The sequence below is a fragment of the Clostridium sp. AF02-29 genome, from assembly GCF_934835585.1.
Taxonomy (GTDB): Bacteria; Bacillota; Clostridia; order Lachnospirales; family Lachnospiraceae; genus Otoolea; species Otoolea fessa.
This window is the reverse complement of the sequence record NZ_CAKVZK010000009.1, coordinates 1-22,041: the sequence shown is the minus strand read 5'-3', so window position 1 is coordinate 22,041 and position 22,041 is coordinate 1. Positions and strand designations below refer to the sequence as shown.

The following is a 22,041-nucleotide window of genomic DNA, read 5'->3' as shown; positions in this document are numbered from 1 at the left end:
CTGAAAACCTCCCAATATATTTAACAATAGGCAGCTATAGGCTATAAGTTAGATAAATTGGGAGGTTTTTTGCATGGAAGAAAAATTGGATGCCAGACCTCACAAGCTGGAGCTTCTGAACCGGGAAAAGGGGAGTGTGACGGGGATCCAGGATGTGGTGTCATTTGATGAGAACCAGATGATTCTCGATACAAACATGGGGCTTCTGACGGTGCGTGGGAAGGCGCTGCATGTGAGCCGTCTGACGTTGGAAAAGGGCGAAGTGGATATTGAGGGCGAGTTTGAAAGCTTTTCGTATTCCTGCAACGAGTCCCACCGGAAATCGCAGGAGTCGTTCTTTGGACGGCTGTTCCGTTAGGCGGTGGCGGATGAGCGGGACGGTGAGAGGGGAAATATGGCTGCTTGGCGGCAGTGTGTGTACGGGAATCGCGCTGATGATGATGTATGACGGGCTTAGGATCTTCCGGTGGCTGGTACGGCACGGCTCGTTTTGGACAGGCATGGAGGATGCGGCGTATTGGCTCTTTGCCAGCTTTGCGACGTTCCGGCTTTTGTTCGGGCAGAATGACGGAGTTCTGCGCGGCTATGCGGTGGCGGGCGTGCTCGGCGGCATGGTGTTTTATGACCGGACGGGCAGCCGTCTTTTGTTTGCGGTATTGAAAAAATGCAGCGGATGGATTAAAATGAAAAGAAGAGGCAAAAAAAGCCAAAAGACCGGAAAGAAACGTACAACAAGGGGACAGGCAGAAAACATGGAAAGGAAGTGAGATGAGAATGCGTAGACAGATGTCGGAAGGCAGACCGGGTGGAAATGTGCGGAAAAAGAAAAAGGATAATTTAAACAACCGGATGGCGCTTGTGGGCGTTACGATGGTAGTGCTGAGTCTGGCGGTTGCCGTGCACATCAAGGGCATCGATCTCAAGGAAAAGGATAGGAGTTATTCAATTCGTGAGGAAAATCTGGAGGCGCAGGTTGCGAAGGAAGAAGAACGTGCCAAACAGCTTGAGGAATACCGCGTATACGTGCAGACCAAGCAGTATATCGAGAAGGTAGCGAAGGAGAAGCTGGGGCTTGTAAACCGCAATGAGATCCTGCTCAAGCCGTCGAATCCGAATTAGACTTGCAGCACATCATAGAATGCCTGGAGTATGGCACACGGGGGAGCAGTGTTCATAGATAGGTCGGAAAATGTCGAAGTTTTCCCTGGTTTTGCTCTGTCCGTTTGACAAATATTTCTCTCCAGCCTGTATATAATGGCGTTATACAGGTTAGGAGGGATTTTTTGTGCTTAAACGGAGAACTTTACATAGAGATATGGCGGATGTCAACGTCTACACGGCAAGACGTTTAAAGAGTATGGCACTGTCGCTGGGCGGTCTGGCGCAGGCATTTGCGGATGAGATCGGCGGGCAGGGGCATCTGACGAAGGAGGACGGGCTGGCGGCAATGCAGACGGCGGCGTCGGCGGTATGCGGCGATTGTACACGGTGCAACCTGTATTATGGCAGCCGCCGGGACGACAGTTATTATCTCTATTATCTGCTTCGGACGTTCGAGCAGAAAGGGAAAATCGACCTGGAGGACATGCCTCGCCTGTTTCATGAGATCTGTTCCCAGAGAGAGGCATATTTGCGGGAATTGAACCGGAGTCTCGGGCGGGCGACGATGAATCTGGGGTGGAAAAACCGTTTTCTGGAAAGCCGGGACGCGGTGATCGTCCAGTTCCGGGAGCTGGCGGCGATTCTGGAGGAATTTTCCAACCAGATGGAACAGGCGGCGGATGTGACGGCATCCTGGGAGGAGGTGCTTTCAGGGATACTCCGCAGAAGCCATCTGCGCGTGGACAACATGCTGGTGCTTCAATATGAAAATCAGCAGAAGGAGGCGTTTCTCACACTCCGCAGCGTCAACGGGCGATGCATGACGGCGCGGGATGTGGCGGAACTTCTGGGACGCGCGATCGCCGGAAGCCACTGGAGTGTGGCGAAAGACAGCAAAAGCCTGATCACCCGCAATGCGGCGACCTTCCGTTTTGTGGAAGAAGGTAAATACCGGATGGTGTACGGCATGGCGTGCAGCCCCAGGGAGGGTGAACCGATTTCAGGTGACACGTGTACGGTGCAGACCGGGCTTCCGGGGCAGGTGATTATGAGCCTGTCGGACGGTATGGGAAGCGGCAGAAGCGCCAGCGAGGACAGCGAGAAGGTCATTGAGCTGACCCAGCGCCTGCTGGAGACGGGATTTTCGGCACGATCGGCGCTCAAATTGGTAAATACGGTGCTTTTGCTGGCGGGCACGGAGCAGAATCCGGCAACAATCGATCTATGTTGTATCGATCTGGGGACAGGTGTGCTGGAAGCGATGAAGCTGGGCGCGGTACCGACCTTTATTCTGGGGCGTGAGGGTGTTGAGTTTCTGGAAGCAGGCGGACTGCCGATGGGAATTGTACAGAACGCGGAGCCGGTTCTGATGTCGCGGAAAATGTGGGACGGCGAGAAAATTATTATGATAAGCGACGGCATTCTCGAAGCGATGCCGGGGGAACACAAGGAAGAGACGTTCATGGAATTTGTATCAAACCTTTCCGGCGGCAACCCGCAGGAACTGGCAGAACAGATCCTGGCGTTTGCGTCCGGGCTTTCGGACGGGGGTGTGGTGGATGACTGCACAGTGTTGGTCGGGACGGTGCTGGAACGTGGATAAACGGTAGAATCTGGCAGGTTGAGAAATAAGGGGAGATCCGTTATACTGTGAAGGTACTGAACAGTTACGAGTGGATTTATTTTTAAGAGGGATAAAAAGAAATATAAAAGAATGCAGAAACAAACAGAAATTTATATGAAACAAAATCATATGACCAGGCCGGGGGATGGCGTTCTGGTCGGTTTATCCGGGGGAGCGGATTCCGTCGGTCTTTTGCTGGTACTCTGGAAGCTGCGGGAGACGTTTCAGATTTCCCTGCGGGCGCTCCATGTCCATCACGGGCTGCGCGGCGCGGAGGCGGATCGGGACGCGGCATTTTCACGGATGCTGTGTGAACGGCTGGAAATTCCTTTTTATGAGTTCCGTATCGATGCGGCAAAAGAGGCGCTTGACCGGAAATGTTCCGTCGAGGAGGCGGGACGACTGGCACGGTACCGCCTGTATGAGGAGACGGCGCGGGCGTGGGAGGAAGAGATTCGGCAGGTTCATATCGCCACTGCCCACCATGCGGATGATAACGCGGAAACGGTTCTTTTTAACCTGTTCCGCGGAAGCGGTCTGACCGGGCTTTCCGGCATTGCTCCGGTGCGGGGGCGCATCATCCGTCCTCTTCTCTGGGCGCAGCGGAGCGAGATTCAGACCTGGCTGCGGCAGCAGGGACAGGACTGGGTCGAGGACTCGACGAACCAGGAGAGTGAATACAGCCGCAACTGGCTTCGGAATGAACTGCTTCCGGCGGTAGAAGAGCGCCTGAATGCACAGGCAGTCCGTCATATCGACCAGGCGGGCAGACGCATCCGGCAGGCAGATGCCTATCTGGAAGAGGTGGCAGAAGAATGGTTTCAAAAACATGCACCGGACGGAAAAGCGGATGCCAAAGCGCTGGCAGAACAGGCGGAGATTGTGCAGGGTTATATCGTGCGGCGGTTGTTTTTAAAGAGCAAAATGCCGCTCCGGGACGTGACGGAGACGCATGTGCAGGCGGTGCGGGAACTTCTGCACCAGGGAACCGGAAAGAGTATTTCGTTGCCGCATGGGTTCCGGGCGGTAAATATATATGGATTTCTTGAAGTGCGCCCGCTTAGTCATCCAGGGGAAAGAAAAGGGGTTTTGTTTCCGGGCATCCAGAATGGGAATCTTTTGCAGATGCATACTTTCCCCTGTGAAAAGGGGGATGAATTTCCGAAAAACCAGTATACGAAATGGTTTGACTATGATAAAATAAAAGGTACCTTATCGCTGAGACACCGGCAGCCGGGGGACTACCTGACACTGCCGTCCGGCGGTCGGAAGACGCTGAAATCCTGGATGATCGATGAGAAAATTCCGAGACAGGAGCGGGAGGAAATCTGGCTTCTGGCGGAAGAAAAACATATCCTGTGGATAGTGGGGCACCGGATCAGCGCATATTATAAGATAACAGAACAGACAAAAACCATCCTTGAGGTGGAATTTAACGGAGGAAAAAGCAGTGGCTGATAAGATTCGTGTATTATTAACGGAAGAAGAAGTAAACAAGAAGATCAGTGAAGTGGCAGCACAGATCAACAAAGATTATGAGGGAAAGGAAGTCCACCTGATCTGTATCTTAAAGGGCGGCGTATTCTTTACCTGCGAACTGGCAAAACGCCTGACTATTCCGGTTTCCCTGGATTTCATGTCTGTATCCAGCTACGGTTCCGACACCAAGTCAAGCGGTGTGGTAAAGATTATCAAGGATCTGGACGAGCCGCTGGAGGGCAAGAATGTCATCATCGTGGAGGACATTATCGATTCCGGACGCACCCTGGCATATCTGATCGAGGTATTAAAACAGAGAAATCCGAAAAATATCGAGCTGTGCACCCTGCTTGACAAGCCGGAGCGCCGCGTGAAAAAACAGGTTCAGGTTAAATATACCTGCTTTACAATCCCGGATGAGTTTGTCGTAGGTTACGGCCTGGATTACGATCAGAAATACCGCAACCTGCCGTACATCGGTGTTGTGGAAGTATAAGGAGGAAGCCAGTTGAAACAACGTCAGTCGATGGGAGGCGTGGGGCTTCTGATCCTCATGCTGCTCGTTATCATGTTTTTCTCGTTGAAAGTCCCTGGAATGGCGACGGAGCGGGAATTAAGCTATCCGGAGTTCATGGTATATCTGGAAAATAAGACCGTAGAGAGCGCACAGATCCGCCCGAACCGCGAGGTGCCGACCGGTGAGGTTGTTTTTGAGACAACCTCCGGCGACCGGGAGGAATTCAATGTGCTGGATGTGAAGGAAGTAGAGATGGCGCTGCGCAAGGCGGGGGTTCCGTACACGACCACCAGCGTCCGCCAGGATAGCTATTTTATGACGGTGATCTTGCCGATCGCTTTGTCCGCAGGCGTCCTGATCTTCCTGTTTATGTTTATCAATTCCCGTTCCGGCGGCGGGGCAAATGCCAAGATGATGAATTTTGGACGCAGCCGTGCCCGGATGGTATCGACCAGCAAGGTCAACTTTACCAAAGTTGCCGGTCTGGAAGAAGAGAAAGAGGAACTGGAGGAGATCGTAGATTTCCTGAAAAATCCGCAGAAATACACCGGCGTCGGGGCGCGCATCCCGAAGGGCGTGATCTTAGTCGGACCTCCAGGAACCGGTAAAACCCTGCTTGCCAAAGCGGTGGCGGGTGAGGCAGGCGTTCCGTTCTTCTCGATTTCCGGTTCGGATTTTGTTGAAATGTTCGTCGGTGTCGGCGCATCTCGTGTCCGCGACTTGTTTGAGGAAGCCAAGAAAAATGCCCCGTGTATTGTCTTTATCGATGAGATCGATGCGGTTGCCAGACAGCGTGGTACCGGCATGGGCGGCGGTCACGACGAGCGAGAGCAGACGCTCAACCAGCTCCTGGTTGAGATGGATGGTTTCGGAGTCAATGAGGGCATCATCGTCATGGCGGCGACGAACCGCGTGGATATTCTCGACCCGGCGATTCTGCGACCGGGCAGATTTGACCGAAAGGTGGCAGTCGGACGACCGGACGTCAAGGGACGCGAGGAGATTCTCGGCGTTCATACGAAGGAAAAACCGCTGGGCGAGGATGTGGATTTACACCGCATCGCGCAGACAACCGCTGGATTTACCGGAGCCGATCTGGAAAATCTGATGAATGAGGCGGCGATCAATACCGCAAAAGAGGGACGTAAGTTCCTGACCCAGACGGATATTGAGAAAGCCTTTATTAAAGTGGGAATCGGTGCTGAGAAGCGCAGCAAGGTGATTTCCGAGAAAGACAAGAAGATTACCGCATACCATGAGGCGGGTCATGCGATTCTGTTCCATGTCCTCCCGGATGTGGGACCGGTTCACACCGTTTCGATCATTCCGACCGGTGTCGGTGCGGCAGGCTATACGATGCCGCTTCCGGAGCAGGATGAGCTTCATATGACGAAGGGCAGAATGCTTCAAAATATCATGGTTTCGCTGGGCGGACGAATCGCCGAGGAGATTATCTTTGACGACATCACGACCGGCGCCTCCCAGGATATCAAGCAGGCGACCTCGATGGCGCGCGCGATGGTAACCGAGTACGGTATGTCAGAAAAACTGGGCATGATCAACTACGGTGGAGACAACAACGAGGTCTTTATTGGCCGCGACCTGGCGCATACGAGAACCTACAGCGAGGAAGTGGCGAGCGAGATCGACAGCGAGGTAAAACGCATCATCGACGAATGCTATGCCAAGGCAAAACAGATCATTCTCGATCACGAGGATGTCCTTCATTCCTGCTGTGCCCTGCTGATGGAGAAAGAGAAGATCGGTCAGGCTGAGTTTGAAGCGCTGTTCCAGGATGGAGAAAAGCCGTCAGGGGAAGCTGAAACTCCGGTGACAGAAGCATAAAAAGTTCAAAGCATGAAACAGGTCTGGAAATAAGCCTTCTTTTATGCAAATTTCGGGCGGATTTTGCTGGACATTTCGGGAGAGAGTGTTGATTTGCACAAAAAAGAAATCGAAATAAAACGATGTTTGTGCACACTTATTTCCGCTCCTATGCTATTATAATAGACGTAACCCCCCCCAATACATTATATAGTTTTTGCTACACCCCATAAAACGAAATACCTTCTCCTAAAAAGGTCAGCTACCCCGCTGACCTTTTTTATTTCATAGGAAATTACGTCCTATGAAACAAAAAACGCTCCGCGAGGATGCGCACTCGCGCGAAGCAGAAACATGTCGCAAGCGACCGCGCTCGGCGCGAGAATGTGCCAAGGCACATTCTTTTTTATTACCTAAAATTAGGGGTGTGAAAATAACTTGTGTAATTTTGGGAAATCCTGTAAAATATGGGCAGAAAATAACATGATTGTGAAAGCGGTGAAACCGCTGGAAAGGGAAACAGATGGAGCAGATCAATCGCGACGCGCTATTTTGCGACGAGACAGAGGATTACCGTTGTCCTTCGGAGGCAGATGCGGGTGAAGTCGTTACATTTTATTTCAGAACAGAGAAAAATGGAGCAGATGCGGTTGTACTGCTGGAATATGACCCGGAGACCGGGGCGCTTTTGCAGGAGTGGCAGATGAAACGGCTTTCGTGGGAGTGCTGTGCTGGCAGCGTTGGGAACGGTGCAGATACAAATCGAGGCATAGATGGTAGCGGTATGGCTGACAAGTCAGACAGCCGTTTTGATTACTACAGCTGTGCGCTGACTCTGGGAACGAAAACATTTTCGTATGTATTTCAGGTAACCTGGGGCGAGAACGTCTGTCTTTACAACCGGATCGGGCTGACAGAGGATGCGGCGGCGCACCCGTTCCGCCTGATTCCGGGATTTCATGTGCCGGAGTGGAGCAAGGGCGCGCTGATGTATCAGATCTATGTGGATCGGTTCTGCAACGGCGATCCTACAAACGATACGGAAACCAATGAATATATTTATCTGAAAAAACCGGTCACCCGGGTGACGGACTGGAAGGAACCGATCAGTACACTCGATGTGGGACGGTTTTACGGCGGTGATCTGCAGGGTGTTTTAGATAAACTTGATTATTTAAAGAGTCTCAAGATAGAAGCAATCTACTTAAATCCGGTATTTGTATCACCGTCGAACCATAAGTATGACTGTCAGGACTACGACCATATCGATCCGCATTATGGAGTGATTCTGGAGGACGCAGACGGGCTGGTGTGCCCGGAAGATACGGACAATGACCGCGCACATAAATATATGACGCGGACGGCGGATGAGCAGAACCTGGAGGCGAGCGATGCCTTTTTTGCCCGCCTGATTGAGGAAGCGCACAAGCGGGGAATCCGGGTGCTGGTGGACGGTGTGTTCAACCATTGTGGTTCTTTCAATAAATGGCTGGATGCGGAACTTCTGTACCAGCACGCGGGCGGCTATCCGCAGGGGGCATATGTCTCGGAGGACAGCCCGTATCGCTATTTTTTCCAGTTTCACAATGAAAATGCCTGGCCGTTTAATGACAGCTACGACGGCTGGTGGGGACACGCGACGCTTCCGAAGCTCAATTACGAGGAATCGCCGGAATTGTACCAGTACATTCTGGGAATTGCGAAAAAATGGGTGTCGGCGCCGTTTGGAGCAGATGGCTGGCGGCTGGATGTGGCGGCAGATCTGGGGCGGAGTGCCGGGATGAACCATCAGTTCTGGCGTGATTTCCGCGCGGCAGTCAAGGAGGCAAATCCGGAGGCGGTCATGATCGCGGAACATTACGGCAGCCCGTATGACTGGCTGAAGGGCGATCAGTGGGATACGGTCATGAATTATGATGCGTTTATGGAGCCGCTGTCATGGTTTCTGACCGGGATGGAGAAGCACAGTGACGAAGAAAATCCGGCGCTGTTTGGGGATGGATGCGCCTTTTTTGAGGCGATGCGCTACCATATGAGTGAAATGCCGACGGCTTCCGTGCAGTGTGCGATGAACGAGCTGTCCAACCACGATCACTCCCGCTTTATGACGCGGACAAACCGCCGGGTGGGACGCCTTGCGTCGGCAGGTGCAAAAGCAGCGGAGGAAGGGATCAGCTATGGCATTTTCCGCCAGGGTGTTGTCATGCAGATGACCTGGCCGGGCGCGCCGACGATCTATTACGGTGATGAAGCGGGCGTCTGTGGATGGACCGATCCGGACAGCCGCCGGACGTACCCGTGGGGCGGGGAAAACCTGGAGCTGATCGAGTTCCACCGCTACATGAGCGGCATCCGGAAACGCTGTCCGGCATTTAGAAATGGTTCCCTGAAAGCGCTGGCGGCGGGAGATGGCTATATTGCCTATGGACGTTTTCAGAGTGCTCAGAGAGCTGGCGGCGCGTGCTGCGGCGTGACGGCGGTCAATACAGGTGATGACTGGCTGACGCTCAAGATTCCGGTCTGGCAGATCGGGGCGCGCGACGGGGCGGTCCTGCGCCGGGAAATGATGACCTATGAGGACGGTTACAACGCCGGACAGGTTGAACATGAGGTAAAGGACGGCTATATCGAGGTGAAAATCCCACCGGTCGGAAGTATCGTTTTGACGGGAAATGATACGGCATTGTAGGAAATGCGGCTTCGACAAGATATATGATTTCTGGCAGTTGAGCGAGAAGAATCAAAAGCAGGAAAAAATGGAAATAAAAATATTAAATAAAATATATAAAAACACTTGCTTTTTTGAGACGGCCATGCTATAATCTTCAACTGTCAGAGCAATTTTGGATGGGTTCCCGAGTGGCCAAAGGGGGCAGACTGTAAATCTGTTGCGTCTCGCTTCGGTGGTTCGAATCCACCTCCATCCATTTGGCTTTGTGCCAGTCATGAGTAATCATGATGCCGGCGTGGCGGAACTGGCAGACGCACAGGACTTAAAATCCTGCGAGGGTTAAACTTCGTACCGGTTCGATTCCGGTCGCCGGCAGTATCGGGAACAGTTTTTAACTGTTCCCGATTTTGCGTTATACGGACGTATTTGCAGCGTTGGTTTATATCAGGATATAGAAATCCTGTCATAAACCGGCGCTTCTTTTGCATATAATACAAAGCAAAGGAGTGAAAACATGTCTGCATATCATCGGTTAATATCATATATCTATGCATACGAGGGCGGAATCAAAGGGAAAAATACGGGATTTGCGAAATTGGAGACGCGGGGAACTTCCTGCCGGATTCAGGTCAGCGTCCGCCGTGTCTTTGCGGGCGGCAGCCCGATCGGCGTATACCTTCTGGCAGGGCAGGAGGAGATCCGTATTGGCACCCTGTTTGTCCGTGGCGGAAATGGGGAGTTCCGTGCCGTCGTCAATTGTGAAAATATTGAAGGAAGCGGCTGCAATATGGAAGAGTGCTGTGGTCTGACTCTTCATGAGACGGACAGCGCATGGCGTGCCTATACGACGATCTGGGAAGATGCCGTCGCGCATGCGGCAGAGGTTGATCTGGCGGATGTGACTGCTGAGAAAGTGCGGGAGCAGGAAGCGGAGAAGGAAGAGGCAACGCGGAAACTGGCAGAGAATGTATCTGGGGAAGTGAACAGCGCGTCTGTAGGGAAAGAAAAATTGGATGAGGCGTCAGAACTTACCCGGTCGGGAGAAATGGAGAGTCAGGACACATCCACGGAGACAGAGAAGAATGAAGCTGTGAATATAAACGAAACGGACTTCGGAATCAGCCAGCCCCAGCCAGAAAAGCTGGAGGATTCAAACCTGGAGATTTTCGAGGACACGGAAACCATGGAAGCGGTTCCAGATATCTCAGAAACATCCGATCATCAAGAGGCAGAAGTTGTTCAGGAAGCGCAAACGGAAACACCGCAAGAAAGTTTTCAGGAATCCACTCAAGAAGTGCAAACGGAGACACCGAAGGAAAGTTTTCAGGAATCCTATCAGGAAGCGCAGACAGAGGCGCGGCGGAAAGATTCTCAAGAATCCACCCGGGAAGTCCGGAAAGAGGCGCTTCCAGATTCTCCACCAGACCATCAAGAGGCATTTCAGTCAGACTCTCAAAATCAAAAACAATCGCAACCAGATTCTTCCAAGGAATCTCCCAAAGAAGATCCCGCCGAGTCCCTCTGGAACCGTCTGCGTGCTGCCTATCCCAAAGTAACCGCCTTCGAATGCTCCGACGGCTGCGAGATTCTGGTAATCAAACCGCAGGATATCGGGCTTCTGCCGCGGGAAAACTGGGTGTATGGAAATAACAGCTTTCTTCTGCACGGTTACTACAACTACCGATATCTGATTCTGGCGAGGCTGGGGAAATCTGGCGAACGGGGGCGCTACATTCTGGGCGTGCCGGGACATTATGGAAACAATGAAAAATATATGGCGGCGATGTTCGGCTTTGACCGCTTTGTCCGTTCTACCCGCCAGCCGCCGCGCGACAGCCGGTTCGGGTATTGGTATACGGATTTGAATTTTACATAAAAGCCGGTCGATCCTTTTAGAGAACTCTTGACAAAGGATAGCTTTTCTGGGTAGGATGGACACGGGTCAAATGCTTTCAGGTGTTTGGTTGGTAGCGGATCAAACTTGTCGGGAAACTGGGATAAGGATGTCTGTTGTTGGAAGCGGATGAATTTGAACGGAGGAAAAAACAGTGGCAGCAAAATTGACACGGGAAGAGAAATATATGAAAGCGGCGATCCGCGAGGCGAAGAAAGCCTGGGCGCTCGGAGAAGTGCCGATCGGCTGCGTGATCGTGTATGAGGACAAAATCATCGGCAGGGGTTACAACCGCCGGATGGTCGATCATAGCGCGCTGGCACATGCGGAGATCGCGGCAATCAAAAAAGCGTGCAAGCGCATGGGCGACTGGCGCCTGGAAGAATGCGAGCTGTACGTGACGCTGGAACCGTGCCCGATGTGCGCAGGGGCGATCGTGCAGGCGCGGATTCCGAAAGTTTACATCGGTTCCATGAACCCGAAAGCCGGCTGCGCCGGTTCGGTACTGAATCTTCTGGATGAAAAAGGATTCAATCATCAGGTGGAGACAGAAGAAGGACTTTTGGGCGAGGAATGTTCGATGATGTTGAAAGAATTTTTCAAAGAATTGCGTGAAAAGAGAAAAAAGAAGAAAGAAGAAAAAGCTGGTGAATGATTTCCACCAGCTTTTTGCATTCCATATTTCCCATTCAAACCGAAAAATACAGTCCTTATTTGATTACGTGGATCCAGCCCTCCGGAGCTTTGATGTGACCCATCTGGATGCCGGTCAGTGTCTCGTAGAGTTTCTGGGTAACCGGACCCATCTTCTCCATACCTGCCGGGAAGCAGATTTCCTTGCCGTGGTCAACGATCTTGCCAACCGGGGAGATAACAGCTGCGGTACCGCACAGGCCGCACTCTGCGAAATCTTTTACTTCGTCTAAGTATACTTCACGCTCTTCGGTCTCCATGCCAAGGTAATCTCTTGCAACCTGCAGGATAGAACGGCGTGTGATAGACGGAAGGATGCTGTTGGACTTCGGAGTTACCAGCTTGCCGTCTTTGGTGATAAAGATAACGTTTGCGCCGCCGGTCTCCTCGATCTTGGTACGTGTCTGCGGATCCAGGTAGATGTTCTCATCGAAACCGTTCTTATGAGCATCGACGATCGCATGCAGGCTCATCGCATAGTTTAATCCGGCTTTGATGTGACCGGTTCCGTGAGGTGCTGCACGGTCGAAATCGCTGACGCGGATGGTGATCGGTTTAGCGCCGCCCTTGAAGTACGGGCCAACCGGTGTACAGAATACGCGGAACTGATAGATGTTTGCCGGTTTAACGCCGATAATGGAATCATAACCGAACATATACGGGCGGATGTACAGGGTTGCACCGGAACCATACGGCGGTACGAATGCTGCGTTGGCTTCTACTACTTTTGTGATGGCGTCTACGAAGCGCTCCTTCGGGAATGGCGGCATTTCAAGACCTTTTGCGGAATTCTCCATACGCTCGCCGTTTAAGTCAGGACGGAACGTAACGATATGGCCGTCCTCGGTCGTATACGCTTTCAGACCCTCGAAGCAAGTCTGTGCATACTGCAGAACACAGGCACATTCATTCAAGGTAATATTCGGGTCGGAGGTAAGGACGCCTTCGTCCCAGGAACCATTCTGGTACATGGAAACATAGCGGTAATCCGTTGGCATATAGCCGAAACCGATGTTGCTCCAGTCGATATTTTTCTTTTCCATAATCGTTGCTCCAATCTTACAGAATTTTATGATTTAGTAACTGTTTGACTTTTTGCAGTCGCTAGATTTATACCTATTATAATGATTTCTTTCTTCTGTTGCAAGATTCTGGGATAAAAAATGATAAAAAAACAATAAAATGTATTCTTGTGTATTTTTATACAATGCTTGTTAGTCAAGCTCCGGCTTGACAAAACGGCGGCTGCCATGTATACTAAACAGGCTGACGGTCTGCAAGTCATTCCGTCATATAAGATCAAGTCATAAAGTTTCCGCACAGCCGGGGAGTTAGCGGTGCCCTGTACCTGCAATCCGCTATAGCAGGGGTGTTGTCCGACCGAGGGCGTTTTTACTGTGGGGCTGCCCCTGAAAAGTGGCGTTGAAGTCTGGGTCTTGCGCAACAGAAATCTGTGAACCGTGTCAGGGCAGGAATGCAGCAGCACTAAGCAGAAGCTTCTGTGTGCCGCAAGGCAGCCTGGACCGAGTTAACTGTCAGGGTAACGTCCATGGCATACGTTCGAAGCCGGGCGTGCGGATTTTTTTATTTCATAGGAAATTGCTTCCTATGAAATAAAAAATAGAAAATAATAGATACAGAAACAAGCATTTTTGCAGGTGTGTGAATATAGCCGGGATATGTGGAATTTGATTTGCCAAGGGGTAGGAATACCGTGCCGGAGCAGATTAAAAGCGCGTATCCCGGTATTTTTATGTCTATGATATTTGTAAGGAATTTTTTCTTGCCCGCGGGATATGATTGTATTATAATTACAAAATGGGTGTAGTTTATCCTGATATGGGGGTTGTTGGAAACTTAGAATAAGGGTAACTGTGAAGGTACTGGACGGTTATGAAGAAAGGGAAAACGCTCATGAGAAGAATCGGTATGTTAACCAGCGGCGGCGACTGCCAGAGCTTAAATGCGACGATGCGAGGCGTGGCAAAATCGCTGTACAAGATGTTCGATGACATAGAGATAGTTGGATTTGAAGACGGCTATAAAGGTCTTATGTATGCAGACTACCGGATTATGAAACAGTCGGATTTTTCCGGGATTCTGACACGCGGAGGTACGATTCTGGGAACTTCCAGACAGCCTTTCAAGCTGATGCGGACGCCGGACGAGAACGGTCTGGATAAAGTGGAAGCGATGAAACACACCTATTACAAGCTGAAACTGGAATGCCTCGTCATTTTAGGCGGCAACGGCAGCCAGAAGACGGCAAATCTGCTGCGGGAGGAAGGACTCAATATCGTTTCTCTTCCGAAGACCATAGACAACGATCTCTGGGGCAGCGATCTTACGTTTGGATTTCATAGTGCGGTTGATGTAGCGACCAATGCCATCGACTGTATTCATACGACGGCGGCGTCTCATGGCAGAGTCTTCATCGTGGAGATCATGGGGCACAAGGTGGGATGGCTGGCGCTCTATGCAGGCATCGCGGGCGGAGCTGACATCATTCTCCTGCCGGAGATCCCGTATGATATTGATGTGGTGGTAAATGCGATCCGCAGCCGTACTAAAAATGGCAAGAATTTCACGATTCTGGCGGTCGCAGAGGGCGCGATTTCCAAGGAAAATGCAGCCCTGACCAAGAAAGAATTAAAAGAAAAAAAGAAAAATGGACCGGTTTATCCGTCGGTCGCTTACGAGCTGGGCGCCCAGATTTCCGAGCGGACGGGGCAGGAGATCCGTGTGACGGTTCCGGGGCATATGCAGCGCGGAGGCGAGCCGTGCCCGTATGACCGCGTGATTGCGACGCGCCTCGGCGCGGAGGCAGCAGAGATGATCCGCCGCAAAGAATACGGCTATATGGTCGCTTTAAACAACAATAAGATTGAAAAAATTCCGCTCGCGGACATTGCCGGTAAATTAAAGATGGTCGATCCGAAGAGCGATATTATCCGGGAAGCTAAGGATGTAGGCATCAGCTTCGGCGACGAATAGTAAGGAAGTAGTAGTTTATGTCATATACAGCACTGTACAGAAAATGGCGTCCGACGTCCTTTGAAGAGGTCCGGGGTCAGGACCATATCGTAAAGACCTTGAAAAATCAGATCAACTCCGGGCGGATCGGGCACGCGTACCTCTTCTGCGGGACGCGCGGAACCGGTAAGACGAGTATTGCCAAGATCTTTGCACGGGCAGTCAACTGTGAACATCCGGTGGACGGCAGCCCCTGCGGCGAGTGCAGTATGTGCCGCCAGATTGCGGCAGGAGCTTCCCTCAATGTGGTGGAGATCGATGCGGCATCCAACAATGGTGTGGAAAATATCCGCGATATCCGGGAGCAGGTGCAGTACCCGCCGACGGATGGGCGCTACCGCGTCTACATCATTGACGAGGTTCATATGCTTTCGATCGGCGCGTTCAATGCGCTCTTAAAGACGCTGGAAGAACCGCCGTCCTACGTTATATTTATCTTGGCGACGACGGAGGTCCACAAGATCCCGATCACGATCCTGTCCCGGTGCCAGAGATATGATTTCAAGCGGATCTCGATCGATACCATCGCGGGACGGCTGGCGGAGCTGACGCAGGCGGAGCAGATCGATGTAGACGATCGGGCACTTAGGTATGTGGCACGTGCGGCGGATGGCTCGATGCGAGATGCGTTAAGTCTTCTCGATCAGTGCGTGGCGTTCCATTTCGGGGAAAAGCTGACGTATGACAATGTGCTCGAGGTGTTGGGCGCGGTCGATAACCGCGTGTTCAGCAAGCTGTTTCAGGCGGTGCTTGCAAGTGATACGAAGGCGTGCATCCGTGAGATTGAGGAAATGATCATCCAGGGGCGCGATCTTTCGCAGCTCGTCAACGATTTCGTCTGGTATATGCGAAATCTCCTGATTGCCAAGACGACCGACGAACCGGGCGATATGCTCGATATGTCGGAGGAAAATCTGGCAGTTTTAAAGGAAGAGGCGGCAGGCGTTGATACGGAAACGCTGATGCGTTACATCCGTATTTTCTCGGAACTTTCCGGGCAGCTGCGCTACGCGTCGCAGAAGCGGATTCTGGTGGAGATTGCCTTTATCAAGCTGACGACGCCGTCGATGGAACAGAATCTTGATTCCATTTTACAGCGGATTACGCTATTAGAGCAGAAAATGCAGGAAATGCCGGACAATCTACAGAAACTGGCGTCCCTTGCACCGGCAGCGGGGCAGGCGGCATCCTCCAAAACGGCTGTGGTGGAAACGCCGCCTGAGCCGAAGACGGTATCCCTTCCGCCGGCACAGTACGAAGATCTGATGCTGATGCGGAAAGAATGGGGACGGATTGCGTCCCTGAGCCAGCTTGTGGGTTCGATTAGACTCAGTCTTCCCAAGACAAGTGTAGAACCGGCGGGCGAAGGCTGCCTTTGCATTGTGTGTACAGATGAAAATACGTTTGGAATTATCAATCGGGAGCCTGAGCTTAAGAATTTGCAGGAAGTAGTGCAAGAAAAATACAAAAAGACTCTGCAATTTAAAGTCCGTTTAGAATCATCTGCTGTGCCGCAAAGAACGGTTTATGTCAGTGATGAGGATTTAAAGAATGCAATCCATACCGATGTGATTGTCGAAGAGGATGATTCAGTGTAGTGGAGCTTGCCAAAGATGAGCCTTGTTTTGTAATGCAAGAAGCTATGATTAAATGCAGATAAATGATATTAGTGGGTTTATATGATATATAGAACCGGCTGCAATCGGCAGCCAGTCTGAATATAAATAAAAAGAAGTGAAAGAGAGGAATGACACCATGGCAAAACGTGGCGGTTTCCCAGGCGGTATGCCGGGCAATATGAATAATTTAATGAAGCAGGCGCAGAGAATGCAGCGCCAGATGGAAGAGAAGCAGAAAGAGCTGGAGGAGAAGCAGTACAGCGCATCCGCAGGCGGCGGCGCTGTAACCGTGACCGTATCTGGTAAAAAAGAGGTTCTTTCCGTGAAACTATCTGAGGAAGTAGTGGATCCGGATGATATCGAGATGTTAGAGGATCTGATCGTGGCGGCGACCAACGAGGCATTCCGCCAGGCGGAAGAGGACAGCAGCCAGATGATGTCCCAGTTGACCGGTGGCCTTGGCGGTCTGGGAGGCGGATTCCCGTTTTAAGCGATGGATTATTACAGCAGTCAGATTAGCAAGCTAATCGAAGAATTGTCAAAACTTCCCGGAATCGGAAGTAAATCGGCGCAGCGTCTTGCATTTCATATCATCAATATGCCGGAAGAACAGGTCAGGCACTTGTCCGGCGCGATTCTGGAAGCCAAGCAGAATGTGCGTTACTGCAAGGAGTGCTGCACATTGACTGATAAGGAACTGTGCCCGATCTGCAGCAGCGACCGGCGTGATCATGAGACGATCATGGTGGTGGAAAATACGCGCGATCTGGCGGCATATGAAAAGACAGGAAAATACAACGGGGTCTATCATGTGCTGCATGGGGCGATCTCCCCGATGCTGGGGATCGGGCCGGGCGACATCCGGCTCAAGGAGCTGATGACTCGCCTGCAGAAAGAGGAGGTTCGTGAGGTCATTATCGCAACCAATTCAAGCCTGGAGGGCGAGACGACTGCGATGTATTTGAGCAAGCTGATTAAGCCGACAGGGATCCGGGTGACGCGAATCGCCAGCGGCGTTCCGGTCGGGGGCGACTTGGAATATATTGATGAGGTAACGCTTCTGCGCGCGCTGGATGGGCGTACAGAGCTGTAGCCGGTGAGCAAATAAAACGTTACTGGGCACGTATGTGTGAACAGTAACAATAAAACTTCTGCCGCGGCAGGAAGTTAGGAGATGCATAAGATGGATAAATACGAGTTTAACATCAAGGTAGAGCAGATTAAGAAACTGGTTAACAAGGGAGATTTCGAGACGGCGATGAAGATCGCCGATACCATCGACTGGCGTCGTGTACGCAGCACCAGCCTGCTTACGATGATTTCCCAGATTTATGAGAAAAATGCAGAGTATCAGGATGCCAAGGATATTTTATTGCTGGCATATGAGAGAGCGCCGCTTGGAAAGGGGCTTTTATATAAGCTGACTGACCTTGCATTGCGTGAAAATAATATTCAGGAGGCAGAGGCATATTACCGGGAGTTCTGTGAGCTGTCCGGCGATGACCCGCGCCAGTACCTGCTTCGTTTCCTGATTCTGGAGGCGAAGGATGCGCCGTTAGAGCAGCAGATCAATTCTCTGGAGAGATATTGTCAGGAAGAGCTGGATGAGAAATGGCTGTACCACCTGGCAGAGCTTTATCATCAGGCGAACCAGGCGGACGACTGTGTGCGGATCTGCGACAAGATCATGCTGATGTTCGGTCTTGGCAAATATGTGGACAAGGCAATGGAACTGAAACTTCAGTATGCGCCGCTGACGAAATATCAGATGGATCTGGTAGAAAACCGCGAGAAGTACGAAGAGAAGCTGCGTGCGGTGGAAGAAGAGTACAAGAACGGTACATACCGCAAGCCGGAACCGGAAGGAGAGTATCTGGATACGGATGAGCCGGAGGCAGAGCTGGACGACGAACCGGAGAATGAGCCGGAGGGACAGCCAGAGCAGGCAGAGCCAGAAGAGAAGGCTGGAAAACCGAAAGCCGAGACAAAACCGGCGGACGAGAAAGTAGAAAAGGCTGCGCTGGACGAGGATGTAGTAGCAAGCCTTCATGAAGCACAGGCGGAAGAAGCGCTGGCAAAAGAAGTGTCCAAGATCAAGCCTTACGATGAGGAAGAGGGCGCATCCGAAGGGGAGACACGTGTTTTCAGGAATGTCCGCGACCTGGAACCGGCAGAGGCAGAGGAAAAGAGCGAGGAAGCTCCGATTCATGAATTTGAAGAGGAAGAGGAAACCATAGTGGAAGACTGGGATTTCGAACCGGAAGAGGAAGAGGAGGAGATCAAGGAATCGAATCATCTGATGATCGAGGCGGAAGATCCGGCAGCCGGTCTTGCGATGGCACTTGATTCCCTGAAAAAGATTCACCGCGAGCTGGGGATCAAGCATCCGGTTGCCAAGATCAGCGGCGCAAACCTTTCCCATCGCGGCATCGCATCGGTGGCGGAGCGCCTGGCAGGCAAGGATCTGGTGGTCGAGCATGCAGCCGATCTGGACGATTTGACGGTGGAAGAGCTGGAAGAACTGATGACACAGGATGAAACCGGCATGGTCGTTGTTCTGATTGATACGCAGGCACGTTTAGAGCAGATGCACCGCGCATATCCGGCATTAGCAGTGCGTTTCCAGTATATCGGCTGTGAAAACCAGAAAGACGATGCAGCGAAGCTGGCACAGGCGCGCGAGGAAGAGCTGAAACGCCAGCAGGCGCAGCAGGAAGCAGAAGCAGCCAGAAAACGCCAGGCAGAGCGTGAAGCGGAGATCCGCCGTCAGGCAGAAAAAGAGGCAGAGGAAAAACGCAGACAGCAGGAAGCAGCAGCCCGCCGTGAGGAAGAAGAGCGCGCCAAGGCAGAAGCACAGGCGCTGGCAGCCAAAGAGGCAGAAGAAGCGCGTAAAGCGGAGGAAGATCGCCGTCTGGCAGAGCGGCAGAGAGAAGGACTGCGCCGTCAGGAAGAGGCAAGACGCGATGACGAGCCGGAGTATGAAGACGAAGAAGAACGCTACGAGAAGGACGAGTATGAGCCGGAGGATGATTATGCGCGTGGCGGCTATCGTGATGATTATAAGGACGATTACAAAGACAGCTATAAAGACGAACGCGAGGACGACGAGTATTCCAATTATCCAGAGGATGAGCCGGAAGAGAAACCGTCCAAAAAGTCCGGCGATATGGATGTTGAGGAGTTTGTTCAGTATGCCTGCAAATATGCATCGGAGATCGACTGCAGTATTTCGGGAAAGAGCATGCTGGCTCTGTACGAGCGCGCTGAGATGATGGAGGAGGACGGAGAACCGCTTACCAAGACAAGTGCCGAAGATTTGATCGAGGAAGCTGCAGATAAGGCGGAGAAGAAATCCTTCAGCGGACTGTTCTCATCGAAATATGATAAGGATGGACTTCTGATTCTGAAAGAGAAACATTTCTTTGATTAATTAAAACAATTCGAGAAATTTTAAAATTAAAACTAATTAGTAAAAGAGAGCGCTGCGGGGGAATGCTTCCTGGCAGCGTTTTCTGGTAGTGGACAGTAAAAAGAGATACGGGAGAGAAAGATGGGAACACGGTTAATAGCCCTCGATTTAGATGGGACACTGTTAAATGAAAAAATGCACGTGTCGGAAAAAACAAGACAGGTGATGGAACTGTGCGCGCAGCGGGGGATTGAGATTGTTCCGGCGACCGGGCGCGCGCTCCCGGCAGTGCCAGAGGAGGTTTTGAGCCTGCCGGGCGTCCACTATGGCATATTTACAAATGGGGCGGTCGTCCGGGATTTCGGGAAAAATACCTGGGTGTCGGAAAGCTGCCTGAGCTGGGAAGAGACGATCCGGGTGATTGAGGTGCTGCGCCGGCATCCGGTTATTTACGATATGTATGTATCGGAGGGCGGCGTCAGCGAGACGCGATTGCTGGCACAGCTGGAAGAATACGGGATACCGGAACGTGAATGCGCCTATATCCGGGCGACGCGCCGGGCAGTTACTGACATGGTGGAGTATCTGCGGGAGAAAAAATGCCCGGTGCAGAAGATGAATTTAAATTTTAAGGACCGGGAGAGCAAGCAGGCAGTCCGGGCAAAGCTGGAAGCGATGCCGGAGGTTCTGGTGACCTCCTCGCTTCCGTGGAATCTGGAACTCAACGCGGCGGGCATCACAAAGGGGAGCGGGCTGCGGAATCTCTGTCAGTATCTGGGAATTGAAGCGGAGGAGACGATGGCATTTGGAGACGGCGAAAACGACTGGCCCATGCTGGAGGCAGCAGGAATCGGCGTGGCGATGGAAAATGGCGCCCCATTTTTAAAGGAACGCGCAGACCGGATTGCCGCTTCGAACCGGGAAGAGGGCGTAGCGGAGGCGATCAGACAATGGGTGCTTATATAAAAGAAAACTGGCTGTTCGTGGTGGTGGCAGTCTATCTGGTTTCCATGGTATTGTACGGGCATTACCGCGGATTCGTCCGCCTGGCAGTCTCGGCCGTTTCCCTGGTGCTGTCGCTGGGGGTGGTTCATTTTGGTGCGCCGTCTGTCGCGAATCTGCTTCGCAGCAATGAGGTGGTCTATCAGGCGGTGGAGGACAGCGTGACGAAATTTATCCAAAAGGACGATGAGGCGGAAAATGAGGCAGCTGACGCGGCGCCGCCATCCGTACAGCGCAGTATTATTGAAGAAATGGATCTTCCGGAACAGTTAAAGGATGCGCTTCTGGAGAATAATAACAGCGAAGTTTACGAGGCGCTGGGTGTAAGCAGCTTTACCCACTACGTCAGCCGTTATCTGGCAAACAGCCTGATCAATATTATAAGTTTTTTTCTGCTGTTTGCAGCCGTGTTCGGCGGACTGCGTGTTCTGTCCGTATCGCTCAATGTGGTCTCCCGGCTGCCGATCATATCGGGGCTGAACCGTCTGGCAGGTGCCGCGCTGGGGGGTGCGGAAGGGATCTTTTTCGTCTGGATTGCAGCACTGCTTATTACACTGTTCTCGGCAACGGCGATTGGTGAACTTTTCCTGAACCAGATAGAAAGCAATATCTGGCTGACCTGGCTGTATGACCACAATATGCTTGGAAGCATCCTGATGGGTGTTGTGAAACGGATTATTTGAAAGCTTATAGAGAAAAAATGTGATATTGAAAAACGGCACACCGCATGCTCGCTACTTAGTGATGAGTTAGGTGTGCCAAATTTTTTATCTCAGTCGAGAAGACTCCCACTGAGATAAACGCTCCGCAAGGATACGCAATGATTCTGTATGGAATATGTCAGCGAAAAAACAAGTGAAAATCCCTTGACAAGTTAATGCTGAAATGGTAAAATCTAACTCTAACGTGTTTTGACGTTGGTCTGCATATGCAGGGAAAATCGAATATCACAGGTTTTCTTATTTGCGAAAATGTTTTGAAAATTAAGAAAAAATAGTTGACAACGACAACTGCCTATGATATGATATTCAAGCTGTTGAGCGAAAGCTCAGTTGCGAAAAATAAAATAAAAAAGTTGTTGACAAAGATAACTGCTTGTGGTAATATAAATGAGCTGTCAATGAGACAACAACAAAGAACCTTGAAAACTGAACAGTATGTAAAACCCTGAAAAT

General features: G+C 51.5%; 18 protein-coding genes, 2 tRNA genes and 1 other RNA gene. 20 read left to right on the top strand and 1 reads right to left on the bottom strand.

Annotated elements, in window-relative coordinates; all coding sequences use genetic code 11:
• Positions 1-73: 73 nt before the first annotated feature.
• The 12 genes from yabP (at position 74) to tadA (ending at position 11,765) form a co-directional block, all read left to right on the top strand.
• A complete protein-coding gene (gene yabP, locus PUQ60_RS03890) occupies positions 74-358 on the top strand; it encodes a sporulation protein YabP (RefSeq protein WP_022360387.1) in 285 nt (94 codons plus the stop codon).
• A 10-nt stretch (positions 359-368) separates the two neighbouring features.
• A complete protein-coding gene (gene yabQ / locus PUQ60_RS03885; RefSeq protein ID WP_022360388.1) occupies positions 369-767 on the top strand; it encodes a spore cortex biosynthesis protein YabQ in 399 nt (132 codons plus the stop codon).
• A gap of 7 nt (positions 768-774) precedes the next feature.
• Complete coding sequence (locus PUQ60_RS03880; protein ID WP_181986250.1) at positions 775-1,119, top strand: septum formation initiator; 345 nt, start codon at positions 775-777, stop codon at positions 1,117-1,119.
• A 166-nt stretch (positions 1,120-1,285) separates the two neighbouring features.
• Complete coding sequence (locus PUQ60_RS03875) at positions 1,286-2,704, top strand: SpoIIE family protein phosphatase (protein WP_107001691.1); 1,419 nt, start codon at positions 1,286-1,288, stop codon at positions 2,702-2,704.
• A gap of 135 nt (positions 2,705-2,839) precedes the next feature.
• Positions 2,840-4,183, top strand: a complete 1,344-nt coding sequence (tilS, locus tag PUQ60_RS03870; protein WP_273378822.1) for a tRNA lysidine(34) synthetase TilS — start codon at positions 2,840-2,842, stop codon at positions 4,181-4,183.
• Entirely contained in the window at positions 4,176-4,700 is a 525-nt protein-coding gene (gene hpt / locus PUQ60_RS03865) for a hypoxanthine phosphoribosyltransferase (protein ID WP_022360393.1), read from the top strand. The genes tilS and hpt overlap by 8 nt, the downstream gene beginning before the upstream one ends.
• 57 nt (positions 4,701-4,757) lie before the next feature.
• Positions 4,758-6,566 (top strand): ATP-dependent zinc metalloprotease FtsH, encoded by a 1,809-nt coding sequence (ftsH, locus tag PUQ60_RS03860; RefSeq protein WP_333490970.1) that lies wholly within the window; start codon positions 4,758-4,760, stop codon positions 6,564-6,566.
• Positions 6,567-7,068: 502 nt separating this feature from the next.
• Entirely contained in the window at positions 7,069-9,234 is a 2,166-nt protein-coding gene (locus PUQ60_RS03855; protein WP_118570755.1) for a glycoside hydrolase family 13 protein, read from the top strand.
• Between the two features lie 156 nt (positions 9,235-9,390).
• Positions 9,391-9,472 (top strand) — tRNA-Tyr (locus PUQ60_RS03850).
• 33 nt (positions 9,473-9,505) lie between these two features.
• Positions 9,506-9,591: transfer RNA gene (locus PUQ60_RS03845), tRNA-Leu, on the top strand.
• A gap of 139 nt (positions 9,592-9,730) precedes the next feature.
• Positions 9,731-11,092, top strand: coding sequence for a DUF6128 domain-containing protein (locus tag PUQ60_RS03840; protein WP_273378827.1), 1,362 nt, complete (start codon positions 9,731-9,733; stop codon positions 11,090-11,092).
• A 184-nt stretch (positions 11,093-11,276) separates the two neighbouring features.
• Positions 11,277-11,765, top strand: coding sequence for a tRNA adenosine(34) deaminase TadA (gene tadA, locus PUQ60_RS03835; RefSeq protein WP_117796687.1), 489 nt, complete (start codon positions 11,277-11,279; stop codon positions 11,763-11,765).
• Between the two features lie 55 nt (positions 11,766-11,820).
• On the opposite strand, the gene PUQ60_RS03830 is transcribed toward tadA, so the two are convergent.
• The gene (locus PUQ60_RS03830; RefSeq protein WP_118293773.1) at positions 11,821-12,846 is read right to left on the bottom strand and encodes a branched-chain amino acid aminotransferase; all 1,026 of its coding nucleotides are present in this window, start codon (positions 12,844-12,846) and stop codon (positions 11,821-11,823) included.
• Positions 12,847-13,118: 272 nt separating this feature from the next.
• On the opposite strand from PUQ60_RS03830, the gene ffs reads away from it, so the two are divergent.
• The 8 genes from ffs (at position 13,119) to PUQ60_RS03790 (ending at position 21,549) form a co-directional block, all read left to right on the top strand.
• Positions 13,119-13,381, top strand: an RNA gene (ffs, locus tag PUQ60_RS03825) — signal recognition particle sRNA large type.
• 336 nt (positions 13,382-13,717) lie between these two features.
• Positions 13,718-14,797 carry an ATP-dependent 6-phosphofructokinase gene (locus PUQ60_RS03820; protein ID WP_117796688.1) on the top strand — a complete coding sequence of 360 codons (1,080 nt, stop codon included), beginning with the start codon at positions 13,718-13,720 and terminating at the stop codon, positions 14,795-14,797.
• 17 nt (positions 14,798-14,814) lie between these two features.
• The gene (dnaX, locus tag PUQ60_RS03815) at positions 14,815-16,434 is read left to right on the top strand and encodes a DNA polymerase III subunit gamma/tau (RefSeq protein ID WP_273378833.1); all 1,620 of its coding nucleotides are present in this window, start codon (positions 14,815-14,817) and stop codon (positions 16,432-16,434) included.
• A 157-nt stretch (positions 16,435-16,591) separates the two neighbouring features.
• On the top strand, positions 16,592-16,945 hold the full coding sequence (locus PUQ60_RS03810) for a YbaB/EbfC family nucleoid-associated protein (RefSeq protein WP_022359050.1): 354 nt from the start codon (positions 16,592-16,594) through the stop codon (positions 16,943-16,945).
• 3 nt (positions 16,946-16,948) lie between these two features.
• On the top strand, positions 16,949-17,548 hold the full coding sequence (recR, locus tag PUQ60_RS03805; RefSeq protein ID WP_022359051.1) for a recombination mediator RecR: 600 nt from the start codon (positions 16,949-16,951) through the stop codon (positions 17,546-17,548).
• Between the two features lie 90 nt (positions 17,549-17,638).
• Positions 17,639-19,885: a procyclic acidic repetitive family protein gene (locus PUQ60_RS03800; RefSeq protein WP_273378837.1), complete on the top strand. Its 2,247-nt coding sequence runs from the start codon at positions 17,639-17,641 to the stop codon at positions 19,883-19,885.
• A gap of 120 nt (positions 19,886-20,005) precedes the next feature.
• The gene (locus tag PUQ60_RS03795; RefSeq protein WP_118473065.1) at positions 20,006-20,830 is read left to right on the top strand and encodes a Cof-type HAD-IIB family hydrolase; all 825 of its coding nucleotides are present in this window, start codon (positions 20,006-20,008) and stop codon (positions 20,828-20,830) included.
• Positions 20,815-21,549, top strand: a complete 735-nt coding sequence (locus PUQ60_RS03790) for a CvpA family protein (protein WP_273378841.1) — start codon at positions 20,815-20,817, stop codon at positions 21,547-21,549. The genes PUQ60_RS03795 and PUQ60_RS03790 overlap by 16 nt, the downstream gene beginning before the upstream one ends.
• The last annotated feature ends 492 nt before the right edge of the window (positions 21,550-22,041 follow it).